Origin of the sequence: Rhodohalobacter halophilus (assembly GCF_001715195.1) — a bacterium.
GTDB classification, from domain to species: domain Bacteria; phylum Bacteroidota; class Rhodothermia; order Balneolales; family Balneolaceae; genus Rhodohalobacter; species Rhodohalobacter halophilus.
This window is the reverse complement of record NZ_MDWE01000041.1, coordinates 1-13,406: the sequence shown is the minus strand read 5'-3', so window position 1 is coordinate 13,406 and position 13,406 is coordinate 1. Positions and strand designations below refer to the sequence as shown.

Genomic DNA, 13,406 nt, shown 5'->3' with positions numbered 1-13,406 from the left:
TTTACTCCTCAGATTTTGTCTCGGCAGAAGCAGAGCTCTCATCACTTTTCTGTTCAGCAGGTTCATTGGACTCTTTTTCGGTTTGGCGATGACCGCTTCTCATGCCGGAATCTTTTTTATCTTTATCCTCCGGATATTCCACCCGGCTGTGATAAACACCAACCAGAATGTTCAGAAACGATTTTTTAATGATCTGAATCTGCTTAAACGTAAGAGGGCAGTTACTTAATTGACCGTCGTTGATATGATCGTCAACCAAGCGGTTAATCAGGTTTTCAAGTTTGCTGTAGTTTGGATCTTTCATGGAGCGAGATGCCGCCTCCACGCCATCGGCCAGCATCAAAATACCCTGTTCACGGGTGTAGGGCGTGGGTCCGTCATATCTGAAATCCTCTTCCGGAATGGACTCCTTCTCATTTTGAGCCTTTCCGTAGAAATATTTGATCAGTGATGTACCGTGATGTGTTTTGATGAATTCGATGATGAGACTTGGCAAACCATACTCTTTGGCTAATTTTACACCTTCACTGACATGATTCTTAATAACCAGGGCACTCATTTTGGGTTTCAGTTTGTCATGATCGTTCGACTTGCTCTGATTCTCAATGAAGTAGGCCGGCTTATCAATTTTACCGATGTCGTGATACATTGCACCGACACGACAGAGCAGGGCGTTTGCCCCGATATCGGATGCGGCAGATTCTGCAAGGTTGGCAACCTGTAAACTGTGGTGAAAAGTGCCCGGAGCTTCATTCATCAATTTTTTCATCAGGGGCAGATTTGTATCGCCCAGCTCCAGAAGGGTGAAATCTGTGGTGATTTTAAAAAGTTTTTCGATCAGCAATATGAGCGGATAGGTAAACAGAATGAAGACCGAGTTGATGATTACGAACACCAGGTTGGATGTAAATGTATCCCATCCGGCAAACCGCGACAGACCAAATCCGGCCAGAATTACAATGTAGCTTAACATGACCACGCCCGGAGTGGTAAAGAAGAATTGTGAACGGTTTTTTATATCCCGTACGGAAAAAACACCCAGACTACACGCTACGATGGTGGCAATGACAAACTCAAAACTGTTGTCGTTAATAACGCCGGTAATCATGGCGATAGAGATGGTAGCCATCAATCCAACCCTGGAGTCGAAAATAATGGTCAGGATAATCGGCGCCACAGCAATCGGTACAATATAACCGTTTACACCGTCGAGCTGATAGGTTGCCGCTGTTGCCAGGATCATCACACCCATCACAATAAAGACAAGCAGAAACATTGGCGGCTGGTTGAAAATATTCAGCCTGTAGAGGTAGAGATAAAACAGAAAGACCAGTGCCGCGGCAATGATGATGATCGACTCTCCAAAAGCGCGCATGAACCGTTCGTAGTCGGATGCGGACGCAGCTCTCGCCTCAGCAAGGCTCTCAAGCTTAATAGCTCGCTCTTCCGTAACGATATCTCCCTTTCGAATGATAATTTCGCCCTGGTCTACGGTTCCTTTGGTTGTAGAAATATTCTCGAGGCGTTCATTTAAAATCGCTTCGGTATCCTCCTCATTGTATAGAAGGTTGGGCTGAATAACCCCGGAAAAAAGTTCAAAAGCAATTTCTGCGGAACGGCTGTTGAGAGCGCGATTAAACTGAACAGAGGCAAACTCTTTAGCTTCATTCATATCGAACACTCGCGAAATATTAACGGTACGCTCGGTTCGGTCGATCAGGTTGCGGATAATGATTTCATCTTGAACGATGTCATCTTTGGGGCGGTCAACCAGGCCTCGATCAAAGATGTCAGCAGTAACACTTGAAACATTCGACCGCACAGCATCTATCACCAGCTGCCGGTTTGTTGTTGTGTTCTGAATGTCTTCATAGTCAGCCAGGATGATCTCCCAGGCTGAGTCAGATATTTCAAGGTCCAGAAAATTTCTCTCCTGCAGAAAGCGGATACTGTCATTCTGAGCTGAACTGTCGTTGTTCTCTTTGGCCCGCTGCCACTGTAAATAGGTATCGAGAACCGGCTGCAGCTTTCTGTAAACCGAATCGATTCGTGCTTCTACAGCCATGGCTGCATTTTGATCGGAGTGATAAACCGGCGGTGTGGCTTCACGGATCTCCCGGCGCTCCTCTTCAAGTTCGGCTGAACTCTTCTTAATTGAAAAGGTGAATGGGGCCGTCAGGTCATCTGCTCTCCAGGGTTCGTTTATCGAATGGCTGGCTACCGGCTGGAATGTGGTCTGCGGCAGGGTAATCAGAATGGAGATGATAAATACGGAAAAGATGAGTATGCGAAGATATTTAATCTTCTTCTTTTCCGCTTCCTTCTGCTTTTTCTTTTTCTTTTTTCCAATATTGGGTGAACCTTCACGACTCTTCTGGCCCAGTCCCAACTTTTCAAGAATGCTCATAATGATCTATTAGTCAAAAGGTAGTCTCAACAATTTTTCGAGTACCCAAAACAAAGTATAGTGAAGGTGAGGTTATATCAAAAATTGATTTTTTTGTCTGTGTAATTTGATTCTATGGACAGGCTGCCAGTTACTGTTTGCCTATCATCTCAAAAAATGAGGTTTCATCCAGAACCGGAACACCCAGTTTTTCCGCTTTTGCGAGTTTGCTTCCGGCCGATTCTCCCGCAAGAAGAAAATCGGTATTTTTACTGACCGATGAGGATGTGGAGCCACCGTGTTGTTCAATCATCTCAGACGCCTCTTTTCGGGTTAACGTTGGAAGGGTGCCTGTCAGTACAAACTTTTTCCCTTCCAGAAGGTTTGAAACGGTTTCCGATTCACTCATCTCAAAGTTGAGCCCGGCATCCCTTAACCGGTTGATGAGCTCAATATTTTTTTCATTGCCGAAGAATAGAGCGACAGATTCAGCAATTTTTGGCCCGATCGAATCAATTTCAGTCATCGTCTCTTCGTCTGCCTCCATCAGTTGGTCCATGGTTTTAAAGTGAGATGCCAGATCCCGGGCAACGGTTTTCCCGACAAACCGGATACCCAATGCGTAGATAAGCCGCTCAAGAGGCTGTTCTTTGCTCTTTTCAATTGCATCAATCAGGTTTTGAGCACTCTTTTCAGCCATTCTCTCCAGCGGTATCAGTTCTTCCTTTTTCAGTCGGTAGAGATCGGCGTAGGTTTCAATCAGTTCTGCGTTGATGAGCTGCTCAACGATGGCTTCCCCCAATCCGTCGATATCCATGGCATCGCGGGATGCAAAATGTTTAATCCTCTCCCGTACCTGCGGCGGGCATTGCGGGTTGATACATCTCCATGCCACCTCATCATCCAGTTTTACCAGTTTTTCGCTGCATGCCGGACACTGTTCAGGCATAGAAAAAGAGGCTGAACGTCCTTCCCGGTCCGGATTTACAACGCTCAATACCTGCGGAATAATTTCTCCGGCTTTTTCGATAACCACAGTATCGCCGGGGCGGATATCTTTTCTCAGAATTTCATCTTCATTGTGAAGCGAGGCACGCTTTACTGTGGTTCCGGCAAGCTGAACCGGTTTTAATTCTGCCACGGGAGTAATTTTCCCAAGCCGCCCAACCTGAAGTGTGATCGATTCGAGCACCGTAGAGGCTTGTTCCGCCTCAAATTTGTAGGCGATGGCCCAGCGCGGTGCCTTGGAGGTTCTGCCAAGCTCATCCCGGTAGCGATCTTCGTTCACCTTAACCACTACACCGTCAATCTCGTATGGAAGCTCATGCCGAATCTCATTCCATTCGTCGATCACATCAAAAATATCATCAATCGATCGACAAACCTTAAAATGTTTGCTGACGGGAAACCCGAGCTCTTTTAAAAGCTCCATTTTGGATACTTGTGTTGGGTACTCACTCTGATCTTCGAGCAACAGATCAAAGGCAAAAAACTTGAGGGGGCGTCGTGCCACTTCACGGGGGTCCTGCATTTTCAGGGATCCGGCTGTGGAGTTGCGTGGATTGGCAAATGGCTGAAGCCCGTTCTCATCCCGATATTCATTGAGCCGAACAAACGCCTCTTTTTCCATGTAGGCTTCACCGCGAATTTCAAGTATATCGGGTCCGCCGGTAACCTTGAGCGGAATATCCTTGATGGTTTTTAAATTTCTTGTAATATCATCTCCGGTCTCCCCATCACCGCGCGTGGCACCCAATACAAATTTACCGTATTCATATCGGAGACGGATGGAAGCACCGTCAAATTTCATCTCCACGGCGTAGGTGAAATCAATTTTACCCAGAATTTCGCGCACGCGCCTGTCAAAATCCCGCAGCTCCTCTTCGTTATAGGTGTTGTCGAGGCTGAGCATCGGCTGGGGGTGACGAACATTCGGGAAATCGCTGCTCGGTTCACCGCCCACACGCAACGTAGGAGATCCTTCAGATTTAAGGTCAAATTTCTCCTCTATTCTTTCCAGCTCGGCAAGAGCTTCATCAAATTCACGGTCACTGATAAATGGCTGAGCTTCCTGGTAGTACGCTTTGTTGGCATCTTCAATAAGCCGGCGCAACTCTTCGGCTCTTGCTTTAGCCTCGTTTCTATTCATTCCTGATGACTAATACGTTTGAATTAAAATGAGGGTCTGTTTGCAACAGAGTCGGGTTCATCTACGTTCGGCGGGAGTTCAAACGGAATGGGGGTGGCCCACTTTGGATCATCTTCAAAAATGCTGCGGGTCAGTTCCACAGAATTCTCTCCGGCATTAAAATACTGCTCGCGGAAGTTGTCAATCCGGTGGCCATTCATAAAAACAAGCATTCTGCTGTACTGCCCGCGGAAGCGGAGGGTGTCTTGAAATTCGAAGTTGAGTGCCAATCCCTGCTCAATCCAATAGGGATCAATACGCGGTTTGAGGTCACTCCAGACCCGAATAGGGTCGAGCCGGTCATTCGCAGCATAGATGGTGATGTAGAGAGTATCATCCAACTCTGCAGGAGTTGTAGGTTCAGTGCTCTGTTCCGGTTCATCGGACAGGTCCAGCGGAATTCCGCTACTCTCTCCGCCCCGGATCGTCTCTTCGGGAACCGGCGGTGTTTCCATCTGTGCAGTTTGACCCGACTCAGTATCATCACTGATAAACACAAAATAGACGATGGCAATGATAAAGATGGCGATCACACCGATGCCAATCAGCTGAACCGGTGCGCCGTTTTTTGGTTTAGAGAATTTTTTCCCCATATCCGCCCAGTTCACGTTGTGAACATTCGGCGCTTGGCCGGGCTCGGCCTCTTTTTTGGGAGCTGCCGCCGCTTTTTCAGGTGTGTTCTCTTCACTTTCGGGCTGATCCGGCTCTTCACTTTCTTGACTCACCGGTTCTGCACTCTTCACATCTTCGGGTTCCTCTTCTAATTTTTGAGGCGGGGTCTTCTCCGGCCGACTCTCTTTGGGTGCTAGTTCAGGATAACCCTGCAGCAATTGATGGCTGTAACCGCCCACTTCCTGCCGATCGAGTGCTTCTACAACCAGTTCATCATCCAGTTTCAGTTTCCGCCCATATGTGCGGACAAAACTCCTGATGTATGTTTGAATCTCCTCTTTACTCTCAAAAATGGAGTTGTCTTCGATAGACTTCAGGGTATCAAGGGGAATTTTGGTCGCATGCTGTATGTCCTCAATAGACATCCCAAGGTGTTTTCTGATGGTCGCTAAGTCTTTCCCGATTGAAGGCATAAAGTGAGTTTTTGAGTTTTTTACAGTGTCCAAATCTAATTAATTATTGTGCTTTCCAAAAGACTCCGTACAAAAAGAGACGATTTTTGTAAGGATCGTCTCATTTCCGGTTCATACAGTCAGATTGAACCCAAGAAGGATTCGTTGATGATGAAAGCTGTCCGGCCATATATAGATCTCTTTTTCCCACCGGTTTGTACCTGCTGTGGGGCAGCCATAAAACACGAGGCCCGCCATCTGTGCAGCTGGTGCAAAAAGCAGAGGTTTTCAGGAATTGAGATGCAGGAGGATCAAATCCTTCCTGATGTTGTGCAGTTTCAATACTCCATGTGGTCATTCGATAAAGGGGGGTACCTGCAGCAACTTCTCCACGGGTTGAAATATAACTACCTTCGAAAGGCCGGAGTAGAACTTGGGGAGACATTAGCGGGGGCGTTTTTACAAAAAGTTGAACATGATATCACCGATACGTTTGAACAGTTTCCACCCATCATTGTTCCGGTGCCACTGCACAAATCGAAGTTTCGTAAGAGGGGATATAATCAGGCAGCTGCACTGGCAGAGGGATTTGGAGCGGTGAGCGGTTGGGAGATTGTAGAGTTGAGTGTGGTGGTTCGGGGCAAAAAGACGTCTACACAAACCGGACTCTCATCAGAAAAGCGTATAGAAAATGTGAAAAATGCGTTTCAGATACTAAAACCCCAGAAAGTATTCAATAGAACTCCCATTATTGTGGATGATGTTTTTACCACAGGAGCCACTACATTTGAGCTGGCACAGGTTCTTAGTGAATATTCTGAACCGGCGATGATCGTGACCGTAGCCCGGGCCTGAGCTGCTACATGAAATCACCCGTTTTAATTCTTTTTCTCCATAATAGAGGCTATCTTTAGCCATTATGTTTTCAAAGAAGTCTCACTCAATAAACGTTCTCGAAACCCCATTTTCGACGGTTACCTCAGGCGGACACTGGTTTCATGCAACCCGTGATTCGATTGAAGAGTATGTGCCCGGCTTGATGAAGAAATACTCGTTCGAAAGTTTAATTTCGAAAGCGGTCGTTTGGATAGACAGCGCCGACTCCCTGGCCATGCTTCTCTATTTTATCCTCGCACTTATTACGGAAACCTGGGTAGCGGCCGTAGTTGCTCTGATGTTCCACTTCTGGTGGTATCATAAAAAGAGTGCTTTTGTAAATATTGTGTTTGAATCGACCGTGAGAATACTCAATTCAGAGATCCTTCAGGTAGTTGTAGCTGCTGTAGCACTCAGTTATATGGGGATTACCGGCATGTACCTGGGGGTTACAATCGGAATCATCTACTTTTTTCTCTTCAAGGTGAGCTTGCTCAGGCGCCTTTGGGATAAAATCGACTCAAATAAAAAGAGCGATAAATTGCCGCTCAACGACCGTGTATTGAAGATGGTTCTGGTTCGTTATTCAGTGTATGAGGATATGCCGCCGGTGGATGTTAAAAAGATGGATGATGAAATTCGCAAAGCAGTGATTGAATACAATACCAAAAAGAAAAAATGAGTGTAAAAAAGCTATTCATTGCACGCCACGGAGAAACGGACTACAACAAACAGGGTCTACTGCAGGGGAGAGGTATTGATGCTCCCCTGAATGAAACCGGATGGGATCAGGCCCGTAAACTGGCGGGCTATCTTCAGCAATACCCGACAGACCACCTTGTGAGCAGCTCCCTGAAGCGCTCCTGGCAAACAGCTGAACCTTTTAGGGACAGCACAGGACTTGACATTCGAAAAGATGAAGGACTGGACGAAATGGACTTCGGAATTTATGAGGGGGTTCCCTATACCGAAGCTGTTGGCGATCTGGTTGCTCTGAAAGAGATCTGGGAGAGCGGAAATATAGATGAACCGGTGCCGGGCGGGGAGTCACCGCTGCAGGTGTTTGAAAGAGCAAACGGTGCAGTTCGGAAGATCATGGATCAAAGCAGCGAAGAGACCATCGTTTTAATTCTTCACGGGCGTCTGATTCGGATTCTGCTGTCGGAGTGGCTCGGATACGGTCTTGAAAATATGCAGCAGGTCAGTCATCAGAACGGGGCGGTAAACCATCTTGTTTATAACGGTGAATTTGAAGCCGTTTACCTGAATAAAATTGAACATCTTGCTGTATGAACAGCTAAATAACAAAATAGGATTATGAGTGAAAAAGTAAGAAGTATGTTTGCCGACATTGCCGATGACTACGATCGGATTAACGGCATTTTATCTTTCGGTATCCACAACATCTGGCGGAAGCGAACCGTGTTGGAGAGTGGAGCGAAACCGGGACACCGTGTGCTGGACTGCGCCACCGGAACCGGCGACCTGGCTCTTGAATTTAAAAGAGCGGTGGGACATGAAGGCTACGTGATGGGTACGGATTTCTGTAAGGAGATGATTGAACATGCTCCCGATAAGGCGAAGGATGAAAGTCTGGTTGTGGACTTTGAAGTGGCCGATGCGATGGATCTGCCTTACGAGGATGACGCTTTTGATATTACCAGTATTGCATTTGGAATTCGCAATGTGGATGACCCTGTTGTGGCCTTGAAAGAGATGGCCCGCGTGGTACGCCCCGGCGGCAGGGTGGTTGTCCTGGAGTTTGGCCAGCCGGAAGGGATCATACAGTATCCATATAAATTCTACAGCAAACATGTGATGCCAACGGTTGGCGGGTGGATTAGCGGGAACCGTGATGCTTACACCTACCTGCCGGAAACGAGTGCAAAATTTCCTGCCGGTGGGAAGTTTCTGGAATTGATGGATCAGACCGAATCGTTCGCAAGCCGGAAGGCTATAAAGCTTACAGGTGGAATTGCTTACGTCTATGTGGGCACCGTGGCATAGTTTTAGTATATTCACAAATTGTAAGCTGAACCGGCGGAATTAAAAGTGATACCGGCCGGATGAAACAGACAAGAAACGATTGTTTTTCAGGAATTCTATTTCAATCCCTAAAGATTAGTTATGATGAAAATTGAAGAGATTAAAAATTATATCCCTCACCGATACCCTTTTTTACTGATAGATCGGGTGCTTGAACTCGAAGAGGATCGAATTGTTACGCTTAAAAATGTAACGGTAAACGAAGATTTTTTTAACGGCCACTTTCCCGGCGCCCCCATTATGCCGGGTGTACTTCAGGTAGAGGCGATGGCACAGTCCGGGGCATTGATGATTATGAAAAGTCAGGTGGATGATCCGGAAAATACCTTGATGGTTTTCACCGGTATCAAAAATGCCAAGTTTCGAAAAAGTGTAGTGCCGGGAGATCAGCTTCGAATGGAAGTCAGGCTGGAGAGTCAGCGGCGAAACTTTATTACCATGATCGGGAAGGCAACCGTGGATGACAAAGTAGTCTGCGAACTGGAAGCTTCTGCTGCAATCGTATCCAAGGAGAGCGCATGAGTACCGAACTCCCTTCTCAAAAGCGAGACAAAGTAACCACTCAAACCGTTGTGGATATGAAACGCCACGGCGAAAAAATCAGTATGCTTACGGCTTACGATTTTACCATGGCAGGTATTGTGGATGGTGCCGGAGTGGATGTAATTCTGGTGGGCGACTCTGCAAGCAACGTGATGGCGGGACATGAGACAACCGTTCCCATGACGCTCGATCAGATGATCTATCACACACAGTGCGTGGTTCGAGGAGTAGACCGCGCCCTGGTAATTGCCGATCTGCCCTTTATGAGCTACCAGGTTACCACGAAAGAGGCGCTAAAAAGTGCAGGCCGGATGATGAAAGAGGCCGGAGCACACGCTATAAAAGTGGAGGGAGGCGAACCGATTGCAAATACAGTGAAGCGTATTGTGGAAGCCGGTATTCCGGTAATGGGACATCTTGGCCTGACGCCCCAAAGCATTTACAAATTTGGCACCTATAAGGTTCGGGCAAAAGAGGAGCAGGAAGCTGAACAACTGATGAAAGATGCCAAAATCCTTGAAGAGGCGGGCGTCTTCTCTATTGTTCTCGAAAAGATTCCCTCATCACTTGCCAAAAAAGTAACTGAATCCCTTTCTGTGCCAACGATTGGGATCGGAGCCGGTCCTCACTGCGACGGTCAAGTGCTGGTACTGCACGATATGCTTGGATTAAATAAAGACTTTTCTCCCCGTTTTCTCCGCCGATATGTCGATCTGCATTCCGAAATGGACAATGCCGTAAAACATTACATTGATGATGTGAAAAGCGGTGACTTCCCAAACGAAAACGAACAGTACAAGTAAATTAAGCTGTTTGAAAGATTTGAATTTTAAGATTTTATCAGATGTCAAAACCTCGTAAACCCCTGATTTTAGTATGTAACGATGATGGTATTTTCTCCCAGGGGATAAAAGCACTCGCTGAAGTAGCCGATGAATTCGGTGATGTGGCAATCATCGCACCGGATCGCCAGCAGAGCGCGGTGGGGCACGCCATTACCGTTTCAACCCCGCTCAGAGCCCGCCCGTTTCGGATTGACGGACGGTTCGACGGTCAGGCTGTGTCGGGCACACCGGCCGATTCGGTAAAGCTTGCACACAACCAGCTACTTGACCGGAAACCGGACCTTGTGGTGAGCGGAATCAATCACGGGAGTAATGCCGGTATTAATATTCTCTACTCAGGAACCGTAAGTGCGGCAACGGAAGGAACCATCCTTGGTTATCCGTCTATTGCCGTATCCTGTACCGATTTTGACGAGAATGCAGATCTTACAGGCTGCCAGGATGCCGCCCGGAAAGTGATCGGATATGTACTCAATCACGGGTTGCCGCGCGGGGTTACGCTCAACCTGAATGCACCGTCAGGACCTCTCAAGGGAATTAAATGGGCACGTCAGGCAAACAGCCGCTATGTGGAGGAGTTTGAGGGAAGGGTAGATCCCCATAATCGTAACTACTACTGGATGACCGGTAAATTTCAGCTTCTGGATGAAGATGAGAAAAATGATATCTCCGTTCTTGAAAAAGGGTTCGCGTCACTCACCCCTATACAGTACGATTTGACAGCCTACTCGCTTCTGAACGATCTTCGGGATATCGAACTATAGTCCGTTCTTCTTCAGGTTATTGGCAATATCCATCCACATGGAATCAACAAGGGGTCGTCTCTCTCTGCTTACCTGAATATCGATCTGCTCAAGGTGACTGATGGGGTACTGCCCGATGTGTTCCCCCCAGACGGCACTTTCGGCCGTTACAAACGAGTCGTTGGTTCCCTCTTTTTGATAGATCAACTGATTTTGCAGGCGCAAGATCGGGTTTAGCGGGTGGTCCGTTCCTTTCCCTACCGCAGCGCTGACTGAAAAGTACTTTACATTTTTATGATTGGGCGTGGATGGGTTGAACGTGCTCTGAACATAATCCCGGGTTAGCTGCTCCACTGCTTCGCGTGCATTGCTCTTCTCATTGGGGAAAACATTCTCGCCGAACCAGTTCATCATTTCGTTCAGCTTCTCCTTCAGCAATTCTGGGGTGGTCAGCACAATTTCCGCCAGGCTGGTTCCATAATGAGGGGTGGCAATGGTTGTCAATGAGGCCACTTTTTCACTGAGGTTGCTGTGGTGTATGGCATAGCGCATATCGAGCCCGCCCATACTGTGGGCAATCACGTTGAATTTATCATACCCATATTTTTTCTGCAGCTTTTTGATCCGGTCCTCCCACTGCCCTGCTCGTATCTCAATAGCAGCATACGGCACAATGTTGGGTGCAAAGGCGTGAATGCCAAAACCGCGAAGACGCATGCAGGAGTCGTGCATGGGCGACGGCTTCATCAACATCGACATACTCCCGTAGCCGTGGCAAAGTAAAACCGGGTAGTTCAGATCAATGATCTCCGGTTGTGGAAATTCATCCAGTTTCAGCTTGTTGAGATACTTTTTCGGTTCAATCCACTTCATGAGAGTCCTGTCCCGGTAATATTTCTGGTTGATGTTGTTGAAGCCTGAGGTCGGGATCGTGCCGGACAATGAGCGTTCTCACCACGCGGTCGTTATATAGAAAGTGAACATTTAAATCCCTCTCCGGAAAATGAACCCGTCCGGCTGTTCTTACATTGAAAGGCCACAGACTCTTATGCAGCGTATAGTGCAGAGTAGTTTTAGAAAAATTTGGTGCAACGCGAACCGTGTAGACACTTCGGCTGAAGGTCGAGTCAATTTCAACCGTTCGCTTTCGAACCTGACTCGGGGGGATATTAAAATCCCTGAGCGATTCGGTAATCAGCGAGTCGATCTGAGAGGAGTGTGTCAGCTTTTTTGATTCGAGCGGAGAGCTGTTCAGCAACAGGTAGATAGCGGTGAGGCAAGATAGTGCCAATAAAAGAGCGATGAATTTGCGCTGTCTCCCGGATTCCATGGAATAACGTCCTTTCTGATTCTTTATGTGATTTTGAACAGAGCCCGAGGCCTTTTACATTCATCGGGAACCTCATCACCTAATGTAAGCATTGATTTTGACTGATGGCATACCGAATTAAAAAGATTGAGTCTCAAAAAGAGATCGATCTGTTTCATGATTTTCCATTCTCCATTTACAAGAATCACCCCAACTGGATTCCGCCTCTCCGTTTTGAAGTTGAGAATGTGTTCAACCCGGAAAAGAACACGTTTTTTGATGGCGGTGTGTGTGAGCGCTATCTGATCTGTTCGGATGATGCGGTCGTTGCCAGGTTTGCCCTGATGAACCATCCCGAAAAGGATTCCAAACTTAGCCCCAGGATGGGAGGACTCGGTTTTGTAGAGATGATCGACGATCAATCAGTAGCAGATGAGATGATACAGTTTGCCAAAGAGTGGCATCAAGAGCATGGGTACGAGGCGTTTCGCGGACCGATAAATTTTGGCCAGAACATGAACTACTGGGGGCTGTTGGTAGAAAATTTTGATGAACCGCCCATCTACGGAATGTTTTACCACCCGCCGTATTACCAAAAGCTGATCGAAAACACCGGTGCGGTAAAGCTGGATGATCACTGGAGCTATAAACGAAGTTTTACAGAACCAATTCCTGATCGTATGGTGCGAATTACTGACAGGATTGAGAGTCGGGCTGATGTAACCACCCGCCCGATTGATATGCAGAATCTGGAGAGAGATGCAGAGTATATCCGCTCGATCTATAATCAGGCCTGGCAGCATCAGGATATATCTGAACGGGAAGATGAGTTTACGGAACTGACCCGGGAGGCCACCCGCCAGATGGTTCAGGATTTAAAAAAGATTATGATTCCCGAAAGTATTCAGCTGGCATTTGTGAACGGGGAGCCGGCCTCTTTCTCAGTATCCATTCCGGATTTGAATGAAATTTCGGCCGAAACGGGCGGGAAGCTGCGATGGTGGCATCTACCCAAACTGTTACGGTTTAAAAAACGTGTAAAACATCTGCGAACCATGGTTTTTGGAACCCTCCCAAAATACCGGAAGCTCGGATTGGAAGCACTGGTGTTTGTACGGGGAATTCAGATGACACACAAGGCGGCCCCAACACTCGAATATCTTGAAGGGGGGTGGGTGAGTGAAAAAAACTGGCTGATGCAGCGCAGCCTTGAAGCACTAGGCTGTGTTCATCATAAAACTCACAGAACCTATCGCTGGGATATAAATTAAACAAGACCAGACCCGACAGGTTTTCAAAACCTGTCGGGTCTTTGAGTGAGGGATCGGATGTGAAAAACCCGACAGGTCTCGAAGACCTGTCGGGTTTGGATAGACTTCAAACTTTGTCAAATGACCAATCCGGGG

At 47.3% G+C, this 13,406-nt stretch carries 13 protein-coding genes; 8 read left to right on the top strand and 5 right to left on the bottom strand.

Going from position 1 to position 13,406, the window contains the following annotated elements:
- Position 1: 1 nt before the first annotated feature.
- From BG260_RS10955 to BG260_RS10945, 3 genes are all read right to left on the bottom strand, one after another.
- Positions 2 to 2,407, bottom strand: a complete 2,406-nt coding sequence (locus tag BG260_RS10955) for an HD family phosphohydrolase (RefSeq protein ID WP_069132603.1) — start codon at positions 2,405 to 2,407, stop codon at positions 2 to 4.
- Between the two features lie 130 nt (positions 2,408 to 2,537).
- Positions 2,538 to 4,535: an NAD-dependent DNA ligase LigA gene (ligA, locus tag BG260_RS10950; RefSeq protein WP_069132601.1), complete on the bottom strand. Its 1,998-nt coding sequence runs from the start codon at positions 4,533 to 4,535 to the stop codon at positions 2,538 to 2,540.
- 23 nt (positions 4,536 to 4,558) lie between these two features.
- A complete protein-coding gene (locus BG260_RS10945; protein ID WP_176719482.1) occupies positions 4,559 to 5,692 on the bottom strand; it encodes a helix-turn-helix domain-containing protein in 1,134 nt (377 codons plus the stop codon).
- 114 nt (positions 5,693 to 5,806) lie between these two features.
- On the opposite strand from BG260_RS10945, the gene BG260_RS10940 reads away from it, so the two are divergent.
- From BG260_RS10940 to surE, 7 genes are all read left to right on the top strand, one after another.
- On the top strand, positions 5,807 to 6,493 hold the full coding sequence (locus BG260_RS10940) for a ComF family protein (protein WP_141691583.1): 687 nt from the start codon (positions 5,807 to 5,809) through the stop codon (positions 6,491 to 6,493).
- A gap of 64 nt (positions 6,494 to 6,557) precedes the next feature.
- The gene (locus BG260_RS10935; protein ID WP_069132595.1) at positions 6,558 to 7,196 is read left to right on the top strand and encodes a hypothetical protein; all 639 of its coding nucleotides are present in this window, start codon (positions 6,558 to 6,560) and stop codon (positions 7,194 to 7,196) included.
- Positions 7,193 to 7,807 (top strand): histidine phosphatase family protein, encoded by a 615-nt coding sequence (locus BG260_RS10930; RefSeq protein WP_069132593.1) that lies wholly within the window; start codon positions 7,193 to 7,195, stop codon positions 7,805 to 7,807. The genes BG260_RS10935 and BG260_RS10930 overlap by 4 nt, the downstream gene beginning before the upstream one ends.
- A gap of 24 nt (positions 7,808 to 7,831) precedes the next feature.
- A complete protein-coding gene (gene ubiE / locus BG260_RS10925; protein ID WP_069132591.1) occupies positions 7,832 to 8,521 on the top strand; it encodes a bifunctional demethylmenaquinone methyltransferase/2-methoxy-6-polyprenyl-1,4-benzoquinol methylase UbiE in 690 nt (229 codons plus the stop codon).
- A 120-nt stretch (positions 8,522 to 8,641) separates the two neighbouring features.
- Positions 8,642 to 9,082, top strand: a complete 441-nt coding sequence (gene fabZ / locus BG260_RS10920; RefSeq protein ID WP_245683958.1) for a 3-hydroxyacyl-ACP dehydratase FabZ — start codon at positions 8,642 to 8,644, stop codon at positions 9,080 to 9,082.
- Positions 9,079 to 9,906 carry a 3-methyl-2-oxobutanoate hydroxymethyltransferase gene (gene panB / locus BG260_RS10915; RefSeq protein WP_069132589.1) on the top strand — a complete coding sequence of 276 codons (828 nt, stop codon included), beginning with the start codon at positions 9,079 to 9,081 and terminating at the stop codon, positions 9,904 to 9,906. The genes fabZ and panB overlap by 4 nt, the downstream gene beginning before the upstream one ends.
- A 41-nt stretch (positions 9,907 to 9,947) precedes the next feature.
- Positions 9,948 to 10,712: a 5'/3'-nucleotidase SurE gene (gene surE / locus BG260_RS10910; RefSeq protein WP_069132587.1), complete on the top strand. Its 765-nt coding sequence runs from the start codon at positions 9,948 to 9,950 to the stop codon at positions 10,710 to 10,712.
- Here the strand turns inward: surE and BG260_RS10905 are convergent.
- A complete protein-coding gene (locus BG260_RS10905; protein WP_069132585.1) occupies positions 10,707 to 11,564 on the bottom strand; it encodes a lipase family alpha/beta hydrolase in 858 nt (285 codons plus the stop codon). The two genes, surE and BG260_RS10905, sit on opposite strands and share 6 nt — an antisense overlap.
- Positions 11,551 to 12,021, bottom strand: coding sequence for a hypothetical protein (locus BG260_RS10900; protein WP_069132583.1), 471 nt, complete (start codon positions 12,019 to 12,021; stop codon positions 11,551 to 11,553). Before BG260_RS10900 ends, BG260_RS10905 begins: the two co-directional genes overlap by 14 nt.
- 104 nt (positions 12,022 to 12,125) lie before the next feature.
- Between BG260_RS10900 and BG260_RS10895 the strand changes: the two genes are divergently transcribed.
- Complete coding sequence (locus tag BG260_RS10895; RefSeq protein WP_069132581.1) at positions 12,126 to 13,271, top strand: hypothetical protein; 1,146 nt, start codon at positions 12,126 to 12,128, stop codon at positions 13,269 to 13,271.
- The last annotated feature ends 135 nt before the right edge of the window (positions 13,272 to 13,406 follow it).

What these genes read in the sequence shown, in the direction of transcription:
- BG260_RS10955 (WP_069132603.1), bottom strand. Translation starts at nt 2,407, where the DNA reads ATGAGCATTCTTGAAAAGTTGGGACTGGGCCAGAAGAGTCGTGAAGGT.
- ligA (WP_069132601.1), bottom strand. Translation starts at nt 4,535, where the DNA reads ATGAATAGAAACGAGGCTAAAGCAAGAGCCGAAGAGTTGCGCCGGCTT.
- BG260_RS10940 (WP_141691583.1), top strand. Translation starts at nt 5,807, where the DNA reads ATGATGAAAGCTGTCCGGCCATATATAGATCTCTTTTTCCCACCGGTT.
- BG260_RS10935 (WP_069132595.1), top strand. Translation starts at nt 6,558, where the DNA reads ATGTTTTCAAAGAAGTCTCACTCAATAAACGTTCTCGAAACCCCATTT.
- BG260_RS10930 (WP_069132593.1), top strand. Translation starts at nt 7,193, where the DNA reads ATGAGTGTAAAAAAGCTATTCATTGCACGCCACGGAGAAACGGACTAC.
- ubiE (WP_069132591.1), top strand. Translation starts at nt 7,832, where the DNA reads ATGAGTGAAAAAGTAAGAAGTATGTTTGCCGACATTGCCGATGACTAC.
- fabZ (WP_245683958.1), top strand. Translation starts at nt 8,642, where the DNA reads ATGATGAAAATTGAAGAGATTAAAAATTATATCCCTCACCGATACCCT.
- panB (WP_069132589.1), top strand. Translation starts at nt 9,079, where the DNA reads ATGAGTACCGAACTCCCTTCTCAAAAGCGAGACAAAGTAACCACTCAA.
- surE (WP_069132587.1), top strand. Translation starts at nt 9,948, where the DNA reads ATGTCAAAACCTCGTAAACCCCTGATTTTAGTATGTAACGATGATGGT.
- BG260_RS10905 (WP_069132585.1), bottom strand. Translation starts at nt 11,564, where the DNA reads ATGAAGTGGATTGAACCGAAAAAGTATCTCAACAAGCTGAAACTGGAT.
- BG260_RS10900 (WP_069132583.1), bottom strand. Translation starts at nt 12,021, where the DNA reads ATGGAATCCGGGAGACAGCGCAAATTCATCGCTCTTTTATTGGCACTA.
- BG260_RS10895 (WP_069132581.1), top strand. Translation starts at nt 12,126, where the DNA reads ATGGCATACCGAATTAAAAAGATTGAGTCTCAAAAAGAGATCGATCTG.